At 41.5% G+C, this 20,237-nt stretch carries 14 protein-coding genes; all 14 read left to right on the forward strand.

The genetic code is table 11. The annotated features are described in order from the left end of the window. The first annotated feature begins 2 nt into the window (after positions 1-2). The 14 genes from J2T16_RS13225 (at position 3) to J2T16_RS13290 (ending at position 19,860) form a co-directional block, all read left to right on the forward strand. The gene (locus J2T16_RS13225) at positions 3-5,684 is read left to right on the forward strand and encodes a hypothetical protein (protein WP_499018448.1); all 5,682 of its coding nucleotides are present in this window, start codon (positions 3-5) and stop codon (positions 5,682-5,684) included. Between the two features lie 45 nt (positions 5,685-5,729). Beyond that, positions 5,730-10,370 (forward strand): hypothetical protein, encoded by a 4,641-nt coding sequence (locus tag J2T16_RS13230; RefSeq protein WP_499018449.1) that lies wholly within the window; start codon positions 5,730-5,732, stop codon positions 10,368-10,370. A gap of 16 nt (positions 10,371-10,386) precedes the next feature. Beyond that, positions 10,387-11,529: a hypothetical protein gene (locus J2T16_RS13235; protein WP_499018450.1), complete on the forward strand. Its 1,143-nt coding sequence runs from the start codon at positions 10,387-10,389 to the stop codon at positions 11,527-11,529. 61 nt (positions 11,530-11,590) lie between these two features. Beyond that, a complete protein-coding gene (locus J2T16_RS13240; RefSeq protein WP_336120253.1) occupies positions 11,591-13,366 on the forward strand; it encodes an RHS repeat domain-containing protein in 1,776 nt (591 codons plus the stop codon). 2 nt (positions 13,367-13,368) lie between these two features. Beyond that, positions 13,369-13,716, forward strand: a complete 348-nt coding sequence (locus J2T16_RS13245; RefSeq protein ID WP_090922351.1) for a hypothetical protein — start codon at positions 13,369-13,371, stop codon at positions 13,714-13,716. 12 nt (positions 13,717-13,728) lie between these two features. After that, positions 13,729-14,790, forward strand: coding sequence for a hypothetical protein (locus J2T16_RS13250; protein ID WP_499018452.1), 1,062 nt, complete (start codon positions 13,729-13,731; stop codon positions 14,788-14,790). Continuing rightward, a complete protein-coding gene (locus J2T16_RS13255) occupies positions 14,790-15,731 on the forward strand; it encodes a hypothetical protein (RefSeq protein ID WP_336120251.1) in 942 nt (313 codons plus the stop codon). Before J2T16_RS13250 ends, J2T16_RS13255 begins: the two co-directional genes overlap by 1 nt. A gap of 15 nt (positions 15,732-15,746) precedes the next feature. Beyond that, positions 15,747-16,538 (forward strand): hypothetical protein, encoded by a 792-nt coding sequence (locus J2T16_RS13260; RefSeq protein WP_336120250.1) that lies wholly within the window; start codon positions 15,747-15,749, stop codon positions 16,536-16,538. 238 nt (positions 16,539-16,776) lie between these two features. Further along, complete coding sequence (locus J2T16_RS13265) at positions 16,777-17,391, forward strand: hypothetical protein (RefSeq protein ID WP_499018454.1); 615 nt, start codon at positions 16,777-16,779, stop codon at positions 17,389-17,391. Beyond that, positions 17,388-17,789 carry a hypothetical protein gene (locus J2T16_RS13270; RefSeq protein ID WP_336120249.1) on the forward strand — a complete coding sequence of 134 codons (402 nt, stop codon included), beginning with the start codon at positions 17,388-17,390 and terminating at the stop codon, positions 17,787-17,789. Before J2T16_RS13265 ends, J2T16_RS13270 begins: the two co-directional genes overlap by 4 nt. Before the next feature lie 12 nt (positions 17,790-17,801). After that, positions 17,802-18,719 (forward strand): hypothetical protein, encoded by a 918-nt coding sequence (locus J2T16_RS13275; protein ID WP_336120248.1) that lies wholly within the window; start codon positions 17,802-17,804, stop codon positions 18,717-18,719. 76 nt (positions 18,720-18,795) lie between these two features. After that, positions 18,796-19,119, forward strand: a complete 324-nt coding sequence (locus J2T16_RS13280; RefSeq protein WP_090922337.1) for a hypothetical protein — start codon at positions 18,796-18,798, stop codon at positions 19,117-19,119. Continuing rightward, positions 19,088-19,279, forward strand: a complete 192-nt coding sequence (locus J2T16_RS13285) for a hypothetical protein (protein ID WP_499018455.1) — start codon at positions 19,088-19,090, stop codon at positions 19,277-19,279. The genes J2T16_RS13280 and J2T16_RS13285 overlap by 32 nt, the downstream gene beginning before the upstream one ends. 203 nt (positions 19,280-19,482) lie before the next feature. Beyond that, positions 19,483-19,860, forward strand: coding sequence for a Na-translocating system protein MpsC family protein (locus J2T16_RS13290; protein WP_186811622.1), 378 nt, complete (start codon positions 19,483-19,485; stop codon positions 19,858-19,860). Positions 19,861-20,237 lie beyond the last annotated feature (377 nt).

A 20,237-nucleotide genomic window follows, 5' to 3' on the forward strand; every position in this document is an offset into this window, starting at 1 on the left:
CGTTGCTCACAACAAACGAATATTTTTTTAGTATTCGCGACATTTTCCAGACTTCTCAAGGTTATTTGCTCATGGTAGGCAGTTCGGGAAGCAGATCTTTGGATTATAAGTTCGTCTATATCCCTTATAGTCGATATGCCAGTATTTTAATGCTGGATTTTTATTTGGCTCGAAATGAAGCGGACCATGTTATCAATGAAGAATTGATAAAGTCCATCAAGAATGATCTGGAAGGAGAAGAACAATTTATTGTTCTTTCCGATAAATCATCAAAAGAATCGAATAATATGCATTCTGTAATTAACGGTGACAAAGAAGATTCGCTTCATGGTGAGATCAGCGAAGGTATGCGTGCTATGCGGGAACGATTAAGTTCCGAGATTGAAGAGCAATTGCATGACGGTCACCTAGAAAATACAAGAAACGGTTTCTTTGAAAATGAACTTGATCGGAATTTGGCTGGACGAAAACAAGATTTACAGCGTGGTGTTCAACATACAGATCATGCCGCATGGCGGATAGATGATAACAAAGAGTTGAAGATATTCAAGAATGTTGCTGTTACACGTAACCTGTTGAAAAACTTGGACAAAATCCACCCCTCTCAATGGGCACTTCGTTTGTCAGATCAGGATGTCATGCTGGATTATATTGAAGATTCGGAGCGAAATACTAGCGTCGAAGTCATCGTAGAGCGCATCTTGGAATCGGCGAGAGAGCAGGGAAAGCATACTCAAAATGAAGTATTTCAAGTGGCTAATCGAACCATTTGGATGCTTACAGATCGCATGGTGACTGACGGGGCAGTAAAGGAAATAGAGCGGGATAGTTTCATTGAGAGAACTTTAATGAGTGTTAAAGAAAGACTGAAGGATACCTTTTTGTCCCAATTGGCGGCTTATTCAACATATACTCAACGTGAACTCTATCAATTCTATGAAGAGATGTTGACAGGTAACAGAAATCATCATCGAGATATTGTAAGAACTGGAATAGAGGGATTTTCACGTCTTCAGCAAAAACAAATAAGCAATGAACTGAAACAATTCGACGCTACTCCTAATCGAACTGTACGAGAGAGTTGGTTGGAGATTTTTCATAAGCAAATTTCAGCTTCTGTTCATCACCTGTTTGAAATGGACTTGCATGATCTTTTTTCTTCTGACCGAACCAGTCATTTCGGCGGTCATTTGAACGCACATACGAAGGCTTCACGCCAAGCCAAGTTTGAAGCACAGACGAATGATGACAATCAATGGGGCTGGCGCAAGAGTGATGTATCCGAAATGGTAGTGTCCCAGGGAATCCAAGGGAAGTTGAAGACGCGTCAGTTTCCAAGCCTCATTCATCAGAGTGTGTCATCAGAAAGAAATGCAATACATGACGTGTTGCTAACCAAATCAAAATTATATAATCGTGCCATGGAGCATCATGTTTCCTCATTCCGAAACAATGGAATTATGGACGGAATAAGAAGCGACCAAGAAGTTCCTGTCATCATTAATAAAGGTTATACATGGGGAAGTATGGATAGACGGGTCCAAACAGATATAGATAGACCAATCACGGACAGCTATCACCCACTTTCCGCATTAAGAGAGTTTCAAAGTGAATATTTGTTCATTCCAACAGAGTTCCCGGAAGCCGGACGGATTATAAGTAATCATCCAGTTCAAATCAATCAGGAATTTCCGAAGAGTAATAGAATTATACATCATAATCCTGCTTATATTGAGGATGTCACCACTCAGCTGAAAGCACATCGTCTCATTGTTGTGCTTGGAGCGTTAGAAGATACGGATAAGCAAATGGTTGCTTCAAGAGAAGCAACGGAATTAGGCTACCTTTTTCGAGCAAAGCCCGATGCATACCGCGAAGATGTGGAAGTGGCATACGTTGAGAGGGATAAACCTGAAAGTACACGGATCGATAAAGAAGCCGCACATTTGCTAAGGGAGTATTCCGAAGGACGAAGAATTGATAAGTTTGAAGCTATGGTGGAGGAAAAGTATTACAAGGGTAACGTTGGACCAAGGTCTTTATATCTACCCAAAATAGAAAAAGAAGCTAAACGGATTCATAAATCAAGTATGGAATTTCAATCTTCCAGACTGGGAGGGCGAAGTTCCGAAACAGAAATATGGGTACCTCAACATATACGTGCAGAACGTGAAGAGAAGCCTTTAACGATAGAAGATACCATTTATGAGGTCTTAAAGAGCAGAAATCATAAACAACTTTTTCTCAATGATGAATTATATATAGGTCATAAAGGTCGAAAAGAGTTAGATATAGCAAGTCTTGGGACATCACAAAAAAAGATGACACAGAAATCTATGGTCTACATGGATGAAATGTTGAAGAAGTTTATAAGTGATGGTGGAACGATCGGCAACAAATTGTATCCGGGTCATTTGGAAGATTCACTGCTTGCCGCCGAATTGTTGGATCGCCCTGCGATTGTACTTGAGTTGATGATTGATGCGGTGTATCAGAACGACGATTATGCATTTCTTGATGAAAATCTCCTAGCCGGGATTCGAGATCGAATAGACGCTTTAATTGAAGTAGGCATTCTGAGTTCAGGTAAACAGAGTAGTGATGGACTTATTACATTTAGTTCTGAGGGCATATTGGAGTTGCACCAGGGAATCATTCACTCGGATATGCCAGAAGCGTCACCCTTGATAGATAATGCGTGGAACAATACAGCATTCATTGCTGCAGACCCAATGGTTCGTGAAGCGAAAACAGAGGATACCTTATCCGAATTCACCAAGGAGAAGGATAGTGATTACACGCAAATAGGGGTGTTGGATGAACAACACGTAGGTTCCAGATTGGATCATCGTGGAGAAACGATAGAAGTTACCTATGCGGATTGGGATGCAAAACCTATTGTGTTTAACAAGGACAATGCACTTGGCTTTGTTCAAGCATCCTCTGCTTATTTTAATGATAACGTCTCCGATATTCATGCTTCACAAGTACAACAAAGAGGTGGACTTGAAACCGAATCGATTGAGGCGAAGAGTCCATCCAGAGAAGGTCTAAACCGTGAGAAAGAGTATGAGATAGCACATACCCTTCTTTGGTCAGGAAGTTCTCTTAATCATTATGATGCAGGTTCAATGGATTACCGTGAGTTCGACGTTAGTGAAGAGGACTCGACTGGTCTGCGTTTTATGCAACAAGCAGAGGTCAGTGAGATATACAACTTAGGTAGTGCAGTGAATCGCGAACTACAGGAGACAGGGGGAATCCTCTCTGGGGATAGTTCGCAATCAAGGAGAGCACATACGATCCATCTGTATACTTCAAGTACATCCGGGCTTCGTCAGGCACGTACTAGCGAAGGGTACGAATGGGGATCAACCCTTTTACGCCAGGCTCTTTATGATGGTAATCAATATAGTCAAGGTTATAGAGATTTGCACGGGATGGAGTGGGTCGCAGAGGACGTCGTAGCTGAAACGTATACTCTCGACGGTGAGATCCTGAAAGAGTCGTTTTCTGCTCTTAGTAACCTAAAACAAGCCATGTTCACTGATGATTCTGTATTTGGAGAAAATTCGAAGCGATTGGGCGAATTGGAGTTTTTAGACTATGCCATTCAAGAGAAGTACTCAGAACGTTTAGAACAGATTTTTGGGATTCAGATTAAACGTGGTCATGAAGAATCGTCTTGGAATTTAGTACTAAAAGAGAAAGATTCTTGGGTAAACGAATATGTTCAGGGACAGGTGTACAAACTTGGAAACCTGGAGGAACAGTGGACAGCGAACAAGCCTCAAATAGGTCAATTGGAAGTCCAATGGACTGCCAGCAAATATCAGTATGGACTGATTGATGAGGAACTTAACGGTGGAGATAAACCAAGATACGCAGATGTGCCTGTAGAATCTATAGGAGGTCTACCGCTTAAATATGGACAGATTGAAGAGGAGCTACAGGCGTCCAAACCTCAATATGGAAATCTGGAAGAACAGCTTCTTGCCATCAAGCCACAGTACGGAAATCTGGAGGAAATATTCACTTCCATTAAACCGCAGTATGGAAAGTTTGAAGAGCTACTTTTGATGTACAAGAGTGAGAGAAACTCTGAACTTGTCTTTGATGTTAGCGGCGATAAGCTGGGACGAGATGCGTACACGGTAGAACAAGAGTACGGAAGTAAAGGACAGCGTCTCTCACATATTGAAAGCGAGATAACGGGTAAGCTTAATCTGAATGAAGCTATAATTGAATCATTGCGGTTTGGCGTTAAACCAGAGGTCAAGGGTGAATGGCAGGAAACATTACTAAGCCGTGAGACGCTCCGTTTCTCTACTTTGAATGCTGTAACTGAAGCGTTAAGTATCCATCGGGGTGGAGAAGTGGGACAGCAAGTTGAGGGCAGAAAAGAGGATTCTTCCATGCTCCTGCTTGATGAAACTGCAGGCTTGCGGAACGTTATGGATGGTGAACTAGACAGCTTCACATGGGCTGGATCGAGTAATCATCGAGACGCTGAAGCTGCAGCAGAATTGACAGGAGGTTACGATGCCCGAGAAGCTTCACTTCCATATCATATGATGATCTCTAGTAAAGAGATTACGCAGGCAGAGTTTGATCAAGAAGAGTCCACCACATCCATAAAGTTAAGTGGCATGGGGCTTACGGCTGATGATTTCTCCTATGCAGAATTTGAAGAAAGAATTGCTTTGGTTCAGCAAGAGAATATTCAGGGTGATCGAGATCATGAGTGGAATTCTCATCATGAATATCAGACGGAAGAGGCTTCTCTGGCGAATGCACGTCTGTCCGAGATGCAAAATCCGGAGGATACATTTGCTACATTTGAGGAACGATGCGCTCAGGTTATTACAGGATTCATATTTGCGGAGCGGCCTGAGATGAGAGCCGAGTATTTGGAACAGCTGTACGCATTTCTGCCGGAGCGGACAGCCCACTTGATGAAGATCTATCATGTAGCCAAGACAGAAGGTAGATCATCTGAGATCGAGATCGATTCGGTATTAGCCTATCGGGACCGTATTACTGATGGCTATCTGCCTATGATGGATACAATGGCACAAGGACTTGTGTTCGATTATTCTGACAATTTACTGGATCGTGGTATGAACCCCGAGGATTGGGAAGGCGGATTTGGTGTACCGGAAGAATATGATCCGCATGATCCGTTCAACGTCTACTATCCATATTCAAAAGAAATGGATGCACTTGAACTTGTCCAGTCGGATGAGTGGCTGTCGTTTGGAGGTGGCCAGTGGAAACGTGATGAACAAATTGGGAAATTTTATAGCGAGTCTGCTATCCCTGAGATGAATGGCTGGTACCGCAATAACTTTCTGGGGGAACAGTATAAATTCTCTGTCGACTTCAAGGTGGATGGTAGCGAGAAGCGGGACGAAGGCGTGGGTATCATTTTTAAAATGAAAGATATTCATAACTATTGGATGTTCATGATTAGTGGTGGTGATTCCGCTAATATGCTGGATATGAGAACACCCATGCAACTCTATCAAGTGGTGGGCGGGAGACAAGAACTTGTCGGATCGCCGATGCAACCTTTCAAATGGGAGAAGGACAAGTGGTACACCCTTTCGGTATCGGTGCTGGAGGGCAAAATGCAAATCTATACCGATTCGAAACTGCAATATGATCTGATGGACACTGATTAACTCAGTGTTCTTTTTTTCGTATAGATGGAGTAAGAGGTGATTTTTGTGGGTCATACATTTGGATTATTTACAAAGTCCCAGCAAGGAGTACTATTTGCCAATATGAGAGCCAGAGTTGCGAACCAGAATGATTACGAAAATCCTAACCATCCGCAGCATCTTCCGGAAAGCCCCAACGCACCAAGGAGTGAGACGGAACGACATGGTGATGAAAAGAATCCGATTCTCGGTGACCCGGGCTTCGGGCAGATTGGGCGATGGCAGACGGTTCAACTGGATGCGCTGGAGAATAGCATTGATCAGATGATTGAGCAATATTTGCAAGATAAATCATGGTATGCAAGTGTCAGATGCCGTGAAGCATTATGGAACATGTATCGGCGGATTGAGTGGTGGGTAGAACAGCAGCATCCACCCGACAAAACGCAGTATCAGCGTGTACTTCAGATGATTAAAGACTGTATTCACAAGATACTCGAAAATGCTCAAGAGCCTGGTGGCAGCCATCATGGCGTGTCTCTACCCGTGTGTCCAGCGCCATATTATCATCATTTTAGCGGTAAATACTTCAATCATTTTGATGCCAAAGTGTACGAAATTCCGCTATTTTCAATGAAAAAGGATGTTACATTTTCGAACAAATTTCCGGACTTTTTCAGGTATGTTTCATCCACCGAGGATCAGGAATGGGTCACTGTTCACTCTGTAGGTAGAAATGAACAGTCTGGATCGGAAATGATTTTGAAGCTGAATTTGGGTCTGTTGCAGATCGGAAACTCATCCAAAATCACATTTAACTGGCGCGTAAAACGGTATGGACAAATCCGCTTCAAATATATGGTCAGTGCCAAACGTGGCAATGGCATGTTGTTCTATATTAACGGACAACAGGTAGGCGGCGAATGGAGCGAAAATACAAGTTGGCAGGAAGCTGCGTTCACCCTACAGCCTGGACAAATGTACAAGTTTGACTGGTTAATTCGCAAAATGCGGCCCGAAGTATGGCAGAATAACGGGATTTATATTAAGGATATTGAGGTAGTTGAAATTGTGGATACCCGCAAGCCGCCGGCTCCTTTGGATCGTGATCTGGATGGGGAGCAAGTGTATAAGGATGATAATTGGGTTGTGAGGTCATCGGCAAGTATTGCTCAGGCTCATTTTAAAGGGCAATTTATAACCGATGATTTAAGGAAGAAAACCATGAAAATGGATCTTGATAACGAGTGTGATGGAGCCATTTCATTTGCATATAAGATGGGTGTAGATGAGGAACCTTATCCAGACCATGATTATCAGTTATTTTTTGATGATGAGATGCTTCAACCTACCAAACGCGGAGAGGGAAACCATGGCAGTTATGCTACCTCCTTGCATGGTATTGAGTGGGCGTTGAACGGTAATTATTCGGAAACAGAAGCAGATCAGGCCAGAATTGTATATGAAATTGTTGCTGGGCCGGATACAACGGTAGATTTAGGAGGCACAGCTGAAGTCACTTGTCCTCCACGTAATATTGATCATTGGGAGCCATTACGCCAAAGATTAGGTATTAAAGAACATGAATGGTCTATGTTAGGAAATCCAAGATGGGTCTGCCGAGAAGGTATTTTACGTTTAGATGATCCAAAAGAAGGTATGATGATCGCTCGGACAGAAGTGACGTTGGATTATGAAGGATGGTTTATTTTCAGTTATTCGCATTTATTAAGATCAACCGAGGCTTTTCAGGTAAAAGTTAATGGGGTCTTATTTCACTATTCTTCTATGCAAGATAATGGAAATCTCGTAAGAATTCCTTTAGGAATTGGACACAATTCCATTGAGTTTCAAGTCCAAGATCGTTTTAGCGAGGAACCGCTCAAATATCAACAAGATCATCTGTTCACCTATGCAAACAATACGGGGAATACATACCGGAAGTTATCTCCACTTGGATCGTATGTAGATATAACACGTGGTTGGGATGTGACGGATGCAGGTGCTTCTACGGAAACAGATGGGGCTGTAATTACATATAATGCAGAATTAAATCCTGGAGCTAAATTAACGATAAATGAGCATATGAGGGTTTATCCACGTATGGACTTTAATTATCATCCCGATACGGGAGCAAATAGGGATGAACTGATATTTGATGAGTTGTTCAATATTAGAGAAGAGATAGATTCAAGATTGAAATTTATAGGAAGCTGGGATTGGAAGGAATTAATACGTGGTGATGGTGTAATGTGGGCGAAAGGTCACGATCAGGAATTCATCTGTGAACTAGAAGCTAATTTAACACAATCTGGGTACATATTCTGGCAATATGGAGGTGACTTTGATCCTGGAGAGAAATTAGAGCTTCAGGTAAATGAGATCACTATATGGACAGGTAGTAAGTCTAATGGCAATGATGGTACAAACTGCATGTATCCATTACCTCCAGGCAATCATCTTTTGCGCTGGAGATACCGAGACGGTAAGACATATACTCCGTCTGAAGAAAATGTTAATCAACCAGGAAATGGATCTGGGGGAACTATAGGTGATGGTGAGGTAGGAAATATAACGGATCCAGTAGGAGAGAGATGTTTTCCTGCTGGAAGTAAAACCTATAAAATTGACTATGGGAAGGTTCCATTTGACGGAATTTCAGCACAATCGAGTCAATGGGGATGGAGTAATGATGGTTTAATTTTTAAAGACGGTAATACTCATGGTACTAAAGTACTTGAGGAAGGCAAAACGATTACGCGCTATTTTAAAGCACCACCTGTTGGGAGAATTGAATATTTTGAACATTTAACAGTATATCCGCTAAAAAGAAAAAAAGTACTCAATCTTAGAAGAGTTTCACCAAGTATTCTAGCTGGGCCAGAGATACATCATCCTGAGTACATTGATACCTACCTCTCCCTTAATGTTAAAGGTACGGAGCCAGGAGATAAGAATTCAGAATTTGATAGTAAACATACCAAGAAAATATATATGGATTTTTATTGTGAGAAAAATTATAGAGTTAATTATAGATTCATGAGTTATTTGGTGGATATTAAGCCGCGTGCTAGGTTGCGAGTGTACATTTACCCGACAGGAAATCCAGCGAAAAGAGTATTGATTCATAGTGAAGAGAAAAATAGAGGCTTACATAGCTCCGAAGTTCATTACGACACCTATACAAAGGATTTTTGGAATAAATCTGCTGCTTACTTCAAATCGAAAATTCTCAAAGTTTCCCAACCAGGCTCATATACAATTTGCATCGGACTAACTGACATATTAGATGATAATGATGGTAATAAACAGGGGGTTCCTTATCATGCGACAATTGGAAATGTGATTATTGAAACAGAAGATCCTGATGGTATGAATGGAAATTTTTTGATAGATAAAGATTATGATAATCTAGATTATTCTACGAAAGTAGAAATGAAGATTACTGACTTAATGACTGGAGAACGCATTGCATATGAAGATTATTATGCTGAAGATAATCAACCAACAAGTTTTTCACATCCATACACTCTAGAACCGGGACGTGGCTATCGTATCGATTACACATTATACAAATCTTCAGCAGACACTTCAGAAACAGGACTTAATGCTGGTGGCTTCACTCTGATGGGGGGGAGTTTTAGTGAAAGGTGGGATAAATACTGCATAAATGCTCAGGGGCTGTTATATCGAGAAGGTGAGTCGCCTTACCCGGATCAAGAATTATGGAACCCTCCGCTGCCTGGAACAACAGCACCTGATGGTGGAAGCCATGCATGGTTAGATGTAATTCGATTGTATCAGAATAAAGATAGAGTTTGTTCTGATTCGAAGATTGTCATTGAAATGTTTGAAAACGGTAGATTACTACCTTCCAAAGACTACGGAATAAGTGAAGAGGATAAAGTTATCGCAATTGAAGTGGAAAATAATTCAAATGAAAAGCGTAAATACGAGATACGCGTTCGATTTGAACGAAGATGCCCGGGAGATGGCGCTATGATCTGGGGCGGTTCAATGAGGATTGAGGATATCATCAAAGTCGATCTTTCCTGGGCCGAGGTAACTCATTTTGAGGTTTGGGATAACAAACCGATCTGGATGGGGGGCTGCGATAACAGCAACATGCAAGTGAAAATCACCAGAGAAGATGGGAAAGTGCTTTTGAATGAAAAGTATTATGGTGATGGTTATCATGGCTTTGAACTATATGATTTAGCTCCCAAACCCTTTAGCAAGTATAAGGTGGAAATCACAACGGATCAGCAGGGAAAGATCAGTCAAGTGACGGGCAAGCCGTATCTGACTACCTTTAGACTGCACGACTTTAAAGCTTATGAAAGATGGATATGGGTGCCCGAACCTTTTGATTGTCAGCTGGATTTCTTCATCGACAATACCTTGATCCAAACCTTCACTCAAGAAGGTGGGTACTATACGTTTTCACATCCGGTACCCAAAGGGAAACATGAGTTCAAATGGGTGTTTACTTCCATGCAGGAAGAAGGGACGCGCAGTTATGAGTATGCCAATCTGGACTGGATGGAGTTAACCAACTGGATATGCGATGACGTCTATGTTATTCCATATTGTGAAGGTGGCGGTGGAGATCAGTGTGTAGAAGCGTTGATTAAATGTTTACTTGAGGTGTGGAAATCAAGACCTAAAATGTGCGTGATCGGCAAGCGGATATGGCTGTTTACGTAATGGAAGGAGGTTGACCATGGGGATTCTGAGAAAGCAACAAACGGGTCTGATTTATGAAGATCATTTTAGTGAATCCAACCTTCACTTGGGATGGGAAGTACTGTCGGACGATCCGGATCGTTATAGTATCGAAAAGGGAGCGTTGGAACTGAAGCACGGAGATTCTCCGTTATATATGTTCTTTTCCGCGTTGACCGGCATCGAAGAATTTGTGATGGATATTCAAAATGAATATAACCCTACGACATCAGGTGATACCGGTGGCATTATAGTTTATGTGGACGATGATAACATCGTAAAACTGGAAGAGTACTTTGATTCAGAGAAAGGGATAGCCAGAACGTATCCATGGATTCGGTTGGTACGGAGTTTTCATGTGTATTCCGCATACTGGTCTGAAGACGGCAAGATCTGGAGATTCATCGGTAATCAGGAGGTGATCTCTTCTGTGCCGAAGATTGGTCTTTTCCTAGAAAGCTCTGAAGGAGAGCCTTTGATCATCAATTACATCAGAATTCAGAGAGGCTCAAGAGTGACAATTGATAATCTTAGACAAGACTATCAGGTGGAGCTTCGAGATGCTTCAAATAAGTTGCTTGAGAAAAAGGTATGTAAGTACGGGAATACTTCCGTTTCGTTTGATCTCCAGAGATATGGCTATCCTTTATTGGGCAGCTTCAGTGTAGTTTTACCGGAAAACAACCGGTTTGAAACTTCGGATCAGTGGAAAGTATTTGGTGGAGATACCTATTATTTTGAACCTAGAGTAGATCTCTACTATCGCGAGTTCACCAGTACGGGGGAGTATGTCGACGTGCGATTGCAGGATAATCAGGAACGTTTCCTGGGATACATGTCTTCTGGTCAATCCGTAACCGAAAATGTGCTGTTCATTGCCCAAAATACATTGAAACATGGTGTGTTTAAAAATGTGCATTTTGAGCTAACGCCTTATCGTGGAGATCAATATGAGGAGGCAGTTCGGTTGGCACCGGATGTAAAGGGTGAACCAGGTGCATGGAGTATGCAAGTCAATGCGACTGAAATTACGCCTGAACAACCATTTTATTTTTGGGCCCAAGTCGAACGACTCGATACAACAACCAATTATGAGGCCCAAGTCACATTCGGAATCAAAGTGTCTTCTACTTACATATGATGTTTAACTTTGAACTTTCGATCACGTATAGACTAACTAGGGGTTGAGTGGAGGTGAGTATATGTCTGTCCGGTTTAAGGGGACAAGTTCAGGGACGAACGTTGGAAAGCTACTAGATCACAATAGTTTACTGAACAAAGGGACCCGATCCCACCAGGAGATTGATGAACATCTTGCTGAACTGGAGGAAGCCCGAAGTAATTACGCTAATCTTCCCGAACGTTTAGACGAGATGGAACATGTAGGTGAAGAGAATGACTCCGCTTTGGAAGGTCAGAAATCTCGTCTAGCGGTGTTGGAGCCTAAGGTACTTAATCAGGGAATATTACTTGAAGACCTGAAGTCCAGATTGGGAAAGAATGAACAGGCCGTAATCGAAATACACACAGATGTAAAAGAGCAAGATAATCGTTTATCTCAAGTGGAAATCGAGATCGGAGAAGCACGTGGAAAACGGGAGTCACTGCACGAAGTGATTGAGCAGCTTGAAACGTCTATTGATGATCTGAAAACAACACCTTTATCTGATCTAGCAATAAAAGAAGTGAAGATGCAAACGAGTGGTCAGCTTCTGCTTCAGTTCAACGGTGGGTACGCAAGCATCAACAGCACAATTGTTCACAAAGAGGACTCTAAATATTCATTTCTTGCTGAAACGGATTCAAGATATTATATATTTCTAAAAACCGACGGAACATTTGTACATCTGAAAAGTTCAGATGAGCCGGATGATGCCATGATTCTGGGGGCGGTTACAACAGGTGCGACGGCAGATACCGTGTATGTGACGGATTATCGTTATTATTTGACCAAAACGGTGTCTACCGGAGATGTTCAAGAACTCCGAACCCGAATGACAGAAGCGGAATCTCAGCTGGGTACACTGGACGATGAAGTAAACACATGGATAGATCACACCAAGGATTTATCTACACAGGTTGACAAGTTGAGCGAAACGCAGATTGAAGTATTGGATTCCAGAACTGACAATAATGGTGTTATGTTCGACAAGCTGCCTGATCGTCTGAACCATATGCAATCCAAGCTGGAACTAGCTGCATCCAGAGGAACGGTGGAGAATCAATCCGTATTTCGAATAGAATATCCACCCGATATTAGGTCTTCAGAGCAACGGAGTTTTCAGTGTCCCAAGTACAGCATCGGCTCTGATGGTGTAGAAGTACTTCTCGACGGCATCAGGGTAACCCCGGGCGAGGATTATATTGAATATACAGATACCGAAATTCGCTTTCTCTATGATATTCCTGTGGATTCACGTGTGACTTTGCTTAGTCGTGGTTCGATCATCAACACATCAACTACATCAGAGTACGAATATGACGGATCGGGTAGAATTAGTCGTGAAAAGATCAAGGGTGGCATCAACCGGGTTGTCGATTATCGATATGATGAGCAGGGCAATCTTGCTGAGGAATTGATCACCGAAAGTGATGGACAGATCAAGACGATAAAGTACGAACGTGAAGATGGCAGGATTGTACGAAAATCCAATAATGGAGCGATGTACTTTTACTTGCAAGGCAGCACTGTGTATGACGATCGTTCAATCAAACAACGTTTAACCATGCTTGAAGATATGGAAGAGCAGGATATTGTATATGAATACGATGCAGAAAGTGGTTTGATCACCAAAGAAACGACGTATAACAACGATAATAATACATCTATATTTAAAATTTCGGAGTATACTTACAATCCGGACGGTAGTGTAGACACCGAGAGTGTGGAATATAATGGAGCGAAATTAATCAAAAAATATGTCTATGATTCTCAAGGAAATATTCTGCGTGTCCAAAAAAGAAAAGGAGGTGTGTGAGAATGCAAACGCATTTCTCCATGACCCAAATCAAAACGGGCTTTCGTCCGTTGTTTGACAAAATGGTAGGTACAAGCGAGACACCTGTCTCTGATGAAGAGGTAGAGTTACTGAAATTTATGCTGAGCAGCGATATCATTTTCGACGGTATTGGGCAACAGTACATTGGAATGTTTGATGCATTGGGTGATGTGACTTCTCTTAATATTAGTGAAGAAGTCAGCCAAGAGCAGATTGATCAAGATCTGGAACGGCAGGAAAAAGAACGCCAGATGCAGATTCGGACTATATTTTTGATCGCGATGAAAGAGTCTATGCTTCAGGATCTGAAAGTACGATATGGCATCTAAGGAGGTGGCAGTATGACAGCAACTGTAGTTCAAGGATTTAGAAGATATGAGTTTACAAGTTCAGTAACGAGTTTCTTAAGTAATTTAGCAAGAGAAATGAATACTTTCCCGTACGTAGATCCAAATTGGAAAGTGACTTATTTCCCAGATGATCCCAACTCGCAACCTAGGGCATACAACAACAGAAATCAGACTTATTCTTCTCCTCAAGGAGCTGTTTCCATTGAAAATGTCAATAATGATTCATTATTTTTTTCTTTGTGTTTAAATTTCCCATATCAATTTAACTCTTCTGGTCCCAGTTATATACAAGGTTATCAATTAAAGTGTGGGTTGAATAGATCAACGAATGGCAATGCGCCTTATCCTGATATAGCGTTAAATATGGGTGAATATACGAATGTTCCTTTTAGTACTAGTGCTATTGGCTCCAGTAATAATTATAACATTTCGTATAAATGGACTATTTTCCCAATGAAAGAATCTATCTTCATTTTTGGAGAGGCAACAAATAATTTAGGGTATGCCTATCCTTTTAGACTCTATATGGGAAAATTGTTATCTTACGAGAAAGAAGACCCTGCTGTCGAAGGTGGTTTTATTGGTATCTTCTCTCATGCTCCCGTTGAAAGTAGTAGTGAGTGGACAAATAATAGTCTTTTTAATGTGGGTAGAGGCGTTGTGAAAACCTCACGCAACAATAAAAAATATGAACTTTATAACTTTTGTACCAGTGCCCAAGCGACCTCTCCAGGTGCAGGGAATCGATATTTCATATCTCCATGGTATGTTTATCAACCAAAAGAAGGAGTTCGAGGAGAATTTCAACAGATGAAATCGATTGTCTTCAAAGATGCCAGGTCATATCCCGATGGTTCGATGATTGAATTGGAAGGCAAGAGATACCATGTATTTCATGTAAATGATCAGCAACAACCAACAAACTATAAATACTGGATAGATATCTCGGGTCAAACTCGACAAATACAACCCTACTTCTTCGACAGCAATACGTTGCTGGGAGACGGGCAAAGAGCAATTTTATTTGAACTACCAACGGAGGTGTCTAATTAATGGCAGTACCTAAACGATATTCTTGGGTGAGTACCATAACTGAATTTGCTAACAATGTGGAAGCACAGATGAGTGGAGACGCATGGTGGGAAGTGAAGAAATACGCAACAGCTGCAGTGACCGGAGGGGGGAATTGGGGCAATGTCGTTTTTACAAATTTAATGGATCGAAGTCTTGCTTTCACTGTGGCAATTCAGAGTGGTAACGGAGCTACAATTCGCTGGGGAATATTAAACAACTCCACACCAAAAGCTGATGTACATCTGGATTCTCCAGATAAGCAGATGACAGATACACCATTTACATCGGGTGCAAATAATACCAATACAACTTACAAGTGGACCGTTTTTACTACGATTAATGGTATTTTCGTTCATGGTGAATATCAAAATAACACTACTTATGCTTATCCGATAAGAATATACATGGGCAGACTAAATCCCCTTGAGCAAGAAGATCCAGCCATTGCTAACGATTTTGTTGGAATTTTCACACATATGCCTTCAAATATAAGCAATGCTAACTTTGCCACGTATGGAGACTACAATGTAGGTCGTGGTATTGTAAGAAAATCTCGTAATGGAACGAAGTATGAATATTACAATTTTACAACAGATGCTCAACTTACGTCTCCTGGCGTAGGGGGGAGGTATTACGTAAATCCATTCATGGTATTTAACCCGTCTGAAGGGGTAAGAGGACAGTTTGCAGATGTGCATACAGCATGTTTTAAAGATGCCTCACAACACCCAGATGGTTCAATCTTGGACCTTGGCGAAAACAAATACTATGTATTTCATGTGGTAGATCAACCTATGCCTTATAACGGGAATTATACTCTTTGGTATACCTCGCTAGGCAACGCACGTTATAGTGTCCCTTGCTTCTTTGGCAGCAACAACGTTATGGGTGGGCAACGCGTTATTCTATTTAAAATTTAAGGAGGATGGGTACATATGTCATTTTTTAGCGGTAAGGTCAAAATGAATCTGTTATTTCAAGCTTTAGTCAATGGCTTTAAGGGAATTGCAACCTCGCCCTGGTCTATTTATTTCGAAACTTCCGATAGTTTAGTGATTAAATCTGCCGGATCGACTGGTAAAGATAAGTTGTTTATCAAATTTGAAAAAGGTAACACCAAAGATGCTAACGGTAACTACATTACAGTGACTGTAGCAGAGGATGTCGCTCTGGCGGACGGAAGCATTCCCGATGGAAAGATGTTTAGCACCAGAAATTTTTACTGTCATACAGCGGTAGTTGACTCCAATTTGTTAACAGATTATCAAGTATCCGTGACCGCAGATCGTGTGATCATGTGGATGGCAGGGGATGTGAACTCGGTAACGGGTATATCCAATCTGGGATATTTCGGTTTGATGTATCGTTATTCTCAGGAAAATCATTCAGGTGCCCAAGGGATCGGTGTAAGTTATCTGGGGTTTAATGGAATTCGCACCGTTAAAGATCTGGATAACATCCAGACTAACAACGTGTATAAGTCGTATGCAGCCATGGTACCAACCAACCCGGGTTGGGGAGCGCTGTACCATCTTTCACCATGTATCATGGCGAATAACGCGGAGGGACCGCGAGGTGAGCTGCATGATATCTACTTTGCACCAGCTGCGGGAGTGAGTCATGGCGATGAGATTTCGGTGAATAACAAAACGTACAAAGTATATTCATTGACTACAGGAGGTTCAAGCTTCCTTCCGGGTAATACTGTAGCTGTATTGATGCAGTAAGAGGAGGGGGAATATGGCCGCAGCAGGGACAGAACAATCCATATATACATCTCAACGAGCAATACAAAAGCGAAATACTGGAGTGCTCTATACATACGTTAGCAGTTTATATTATTCCAACAGAACCATAACAAGCAGTACCTATATTCCCGAGATGGCTGGGAGAGAAAAGTATTCAGGTATACGTTACGAGTATAATCAGGGGCAATATCAAACAAACAAAACACAAGATTTGTCATTGTATACAAGCAAAAGTGCAGGTACATCAGGGCAATTAAGATTGGCGGGTGTTCAGCATTGGTTCAGGACGGGCGAATTACACCATCGGAATTCAAGCACCACGTCAGAACAACATATCTATTCCATTTGGGGATATGATCAAGAAGATCTTCCGCAGTTGTACAAAGGACGTTTCATGCCGACAGATACACATGGTGTAATCATAAGCCACAGTCATGAACTTAGTTTATATAACAATATAGGCTACCTTCCTCTACACAACAAACCGGGAAGTAGATACACAGGAAGAATCAGTGCTGAGGATTACTCTGGTACTCTAACCCAACGGGGGAACGGCAGTTGGAAGGTTGTGACGGAGGTTGTGCTACCCTCCAGACGAGTAGCAGGTGGGATTATACGTTCCTTTATCTCTGGACAAAGAACCGTAGCCTCTTCTGGTGATATAGTCATGCAGTATATTTTAAAGCATATCCAGGGAAATGATTCGATGACTTTAACAGGTCATTTCTCGGGTCAATCTGGAAATATGTCTGATCCAGGAGTCTCCATTGATATACCTCCACGAAGGTATCCTGCTACGTATATCCCTGTTCGAAGGAGGTCCTTACGATGAACAAAACATGGCAAGTGTTACAGGAGATAAAGGAAGCTTTTAAACCAGTTGAATTATCTTATGTTATTGAGGAAATGGATGGTGAAGGAGCGGCAGTTCAGGTGTCAATTCCTATGAAAAGCCCACGTTTTCTGATCAAGACTGTACGTGTCATTCCCACACAGGAAACCAATGTGGAGCTGCATATTTTGAACCGGGCGAACAAGGAAGAAGCTCACATTATTTATTTTAATACAACAGAGTATAGTACGGGAAACGATGTTGATGGTATATACGATAATGTGGATATCCCATATGAAGATAAGGATGGCAATGCTCAGTTTCATTTTGAAATTATTAATCCGGGCTCTGTACCTTCGGGATTCACCATTGAGGTAACGGGTTTGACGGTTAGATAGGAGATAACGATCATGGATATCATTACGTATGGTAAAGTGGTCAAGCTTTCTAATGAGGTTAAGGATGCCAGAGAAGGTAATGTAACACTCGATGCACGTTTGGACAAAATCGAATCAGGCACCATAACCGTTGTGAACGATAAACAAGGGCTTCCAGTTCAGGGTGTTTTGCGTACCATTTATGCTGTTATAGCAGATGAAGATCATCAGAATATGCCAATGTTATATACTTGTGGGCCTAATGGGTATGTGCCACTTAAAGGTGTGAGTATTTCATATAAGTCGAACGGTATTCTGAACATTGCAGGTGAAGACATCACAGTATATAAGCATCCCGCTTCGCATAGTGCTGACATATTGAACGATGGAGAGTTAAACAAAGTTTTCACGGCTGAAGAACGGTTGAAACTCTCCGGTGTAGAAGCTAATGCCAATCACTACACCCATCCTGACACACACAGTGCGGATATCATCGTTGATGGCGAAACTCATGTGAGTATGACTACGGCAGAGCGAAGAAGGTTAAGCACGATAGATCCTTGGGAGATCTATAGTGATCTGGTGGATTACGCAGATGTTGTCACTTATTTTGCTTTTGATGAGGAAGGAAGAATCATTAGGCAAGTTGTCACTGACAGTTATACGGAGCAGTCCGTTATGGAACCGATGTGGACGATACCATCTTCTACCGATTCATATGCGGAGAACGATGCATTTCTGTTGATTTCCGTGGGCGAGGTCTATCGATACGATGGTAACGAGTTTGTTCAACTGTCTGCAATACTTGATGCCATTTACGAATACGATGATGAAGGGCGTATGATTGCAAAGTCGATTACGACTATGGGATCAACACCGATAAAAACTAATTATACATATGTGTACGACTCCTCAGGCAATCGCATAGCTGTAAAGAAATATCAAGGATAGTTTAGGCTATCCTTTTTTCAGTTAACCTTGTTTGTATCGTTTCGTATAGAGAATAGTGAAGAGGAGGAGTTACAGAATGAACATTGAACTGACGGCACATTTCTACTTTAAAGGCAGCGGGAAAAAGAAAACGGTAAGTTGGGTAGAAGATAATCCCAGATTGCAACAAAAGGAGAAAGATTCCGATAAGGTTGTGCGCGAAATTCCGTTAACAGCAGACGAAGTGAAGCAGGAGTACCGCCGACTTTTTACGAAACATAAAAACGAAGGTAAGTCGATCACACTTGAAGATAACACAGGGATGGTACATATCATTGATCTAACAGATATACGAAATATCGAGCTGACTTCGAGGGAGGTAGAAGCAGATGCTGTACAGACTGACCTTTGCGCTGAATGAAGAGGAGATCGTGACTACGGAGATGACTTCGGATAAAGAAGATCTGGTTGGAGTAACGGAAGAAGCATTTGAACAAATCGAGCAAGAATATGGACCTCAGGCTGCTCTAAATCTGGTCGCATTCAGTCTATTAAAACTGGAAGGTTTGAAAGACATTTAAGTTACGAATAATTCAGTTTGAAGGAATAGGACTCAGCCTACATCTGGGGTCTATTCCTTTTTCATGTAAAGATAAGCGCTTGCTGGATCATTGATTCGCAGGAAACTTGTCTTGCATAAGGACTTTTGATTAAATTAGGTTGAATTCATATATTCAGGGGTAGTGTAAGGCCGGGAGGCGATGGGAACATTGAGATAAAGGACTTGGAAAGAGAACTCGCCAAACTGGCATCGAGAGTCAGAAAAAACATTACGGAGCGCGGGCCGGTAGATACCAGGGTCTCCATCATGAATCATTTTATCATCTTAAAGTTTACAGCAAAATTCACGAAGCCCGAAGCTTTCATGCTTGAACATATGTATTCACACTCAAGTCAAGTTTTCACGGATTATAAAATGAAGCTTGCACTCGTGCTGAAAGAGAATTTCAATCCTGTCTTTTCTTATATTCATATGGGGTTGCAGATTGAAGACATTGAAACCACATTTTTCGGACATGAATTTACAGAGCAAGTGACAGTCTTCAAAATGAACAAGGATATTGAACTTTTGCTGAAAAATGATGAGATAAATATGCCTTAAGAACTACACGGTTGCTTGTTCAACCACATTTAGGTTCTGGGGAACTATTTTTCTTGTTGACATTATCCTACATATTTCCTTATACTATCCTTATGGCGATTGGACAGATTAATAATCTTGAAGAAGCCTATATTCGTATTATGTATTGTAGACCATACTCTCGGTAATTGGAACGAAATAAGAAGTCAGACCAAGACCGACACATTCCACCCTTCTGGATTTTTCCAGTGGTGTGATCTGTGTTGGTCTTTTTAGTTTTATTCCATGTTTCTTTACCTTAATTAAGATGTTTCGTATATAGGGTGTAAAAGAGGCAGAGGGCGATGACATAAAAAATAACTTGCGAACAAGAGTTCGTATTTGTTATTCTAAATGTA

It is taken from the genome of Paenibacillus intestini, from assembly GCF_030803945.1.
Taxonomy (GTDB): Bacteria; Bacillota; Bacilli; order Paenibacillales; family Paenibacillaceae; genus Paenibacillus; species Paenibacillus polysaccharolyticus.

Bases quoted from the DNA above. Each gene is read 5' to 3' on its own strand.
- J2T16_RS13260 (WP_336120250.1), top strand. From the start codon at position 15,747: ATGTCATTTTTTAGCGGTAAGGTCAAAATGAATCTGTTATTTCAAGCT.
- J2T16_RS13270 (WP_336120249.1), top strand. From the start codon at position 17,388: ATGAACAAAACATGGCAAGTGTTACAGGAGATAAAGGAAGCTTTTAAA.
- J2T16_RS13285 (WP_499018455.1), top strand. From the start codon at position 19,088: ATGCTGTACAGACTGACCTTTGCGCTGAATGAAGAGGAGATCGTGACT.
- J2T16_RS13245 (WP_090922351.1), top strand. From the start codon at position 13,369: ATGCAAACGCATTTCTCCATGACCCAAATCAAAACGGGCTTTCGTCCG.
- J2T16_RS13235 (WP_499018450.1), top strand. From the start codon at position 10,387: ATGGGGATTCTGAGAAAGCAACAAACGGGTCTGATTTATGAAGATCAT.
- J2T16_RS13255 (WP_336120251.1), top strand. From the start codon at position 14,790: ATGGCAGTACCTAAACGATATTCTTGGGTGAGTACCATAACTGAATTT.
- J2T16_RS13240 (WP_336120253.1), top strand. From the start codon at position 11,591: ATGTCTGTCCGGTTTAAGGGGACAAGTTCAGGGACGAACGTTGGAAAG.
- J2T16_RS13280 (WP_090922337.1), top strand. From the start codon at position 18,796: ATGAACATTGAACTGACGGCACATTTCTACTTTAAAGGCAGCGGGAAA.
- J2T16_RS13275 (WP_336120248.1), top strand. From the start codon at position 17,802: ATGGATATCATTACGTATGGTAAAGTGGTCAAGCTTTCTAATGAGGTT.
- J2T16_RS13250 (WP_499018452.1), top strand. From the start codon at position 13,729: ATGACAGCAACTGTAGTTCAAGGATTTAGAAGATATGAGTTTACAAGT.